Genomic DNA, 1,006 nt, shown 5'->3' with positions numbered 1-1,006 from the left:
CTTGTTTGGGGGTGGTTTTCTAGCGAATTTTATGGGCATAGAGCGTGAGAATTTAGGGGGCTATATTGTAGAGCCCTATACCCTTGATGAAGGGGGAAATGTTGTTTTGAAAAGCACGGGAGAAGGAGAGACGCGCCCCGTGAATGTTTCTGTCCTATTTGCGATTAAGACATGAGGTTGAGATGTCGACGATTTATGATTGGTCGCTTAAAGCGGCGGATAATACGCGTTGTGATGCTTTAATTGATTGGTCAGAAGGGCAGCGTCCAAGCAGCGTGAATAACAGCGCTCGTGGTATGATGCAGCGTGTGCGTGAATATTTATCGGATACGAGTGGTGTGATTGAAAGCACTTTTACAGTTGATACTGAACACCAGACAACGTTGATAAGACTTGAAAGTCAAACGGCATTTTTAGAGTATAAGAAGGGTATATCAATTTGTTTTAAATCGAAGGGTAAGAATGTTGGGGCAACAACGATTGCCTTGAATGCTTTAGCCGCTCAACCTGTATACAAGGCAACAGACACCGGTTTATTAGCTTTATCGGGAGGGGAGCTTCAAAAGGGATGCATTTATAGCTTGATTTATAATGGAACTGGTTGGCAGGTTTTAAATCCTACGCCGGTTTCTTTATCGCCAGGACCGGTTATAGCTGTTTGTCCCCCAGGGACGATAGGGGCTTTTGGGATGCAAGTTTTACCGAAAGGCTGGTTGTTATGTGATGGAAAGGCTTATTTGCGCAGTGAGTATAGTGCTCTTTACGAAGCGATAGGGATCAGGTGGGGTCACAGTGATAATTTTAGCAAGTTTCATGTTCCGGATTTGCGTGGAGTTTTTTTGCGTGGCGTTGATGATGACCGCGAGATAGACCGCTTTCGTTATTTGGGTACTTTACAAAATGACGCAATAAGAAAGCATGATCATAGTGGTCAAACCTTTACGATTTTTAATGCTGAAAATCAGGAGGAGAGTTGGCATGGTGATATGACGATCATCTGGGGGTA

1 protein-coding gene is annotated in these 1,006 nt (G+C 43.9%); it reads left to right on the top strand.

All coding sequences use genetic code 11. The features are described 5' to 3' along the window. Positions 1-182: 182 nt before the first annotated feature. Positions 183-1,006: gene transfer agent tail collar protein BgtC (gene bgtC / locus ABID23_RS08130; RefSeq protein ID WP_354191008.1), on the top strand; the 824-nt coding region annotated here is incomplete at its 3' end.

Source organism: Bartonella silvatica, assembly GCF_040545155.1.
GTDB classification, from domain to species: domain Bacteria; phylum Pseudomonadota; class Alphaproteobacteria; order Rhizobiales; family Rhizobiaceae; genus Bartonella; species Bartonella silvatica.
The sequence above is the reverse complement of the archived record's forward strand: the minus strand, read 5'-3'. Positions and strand labels throughout refer to the sequence as shown.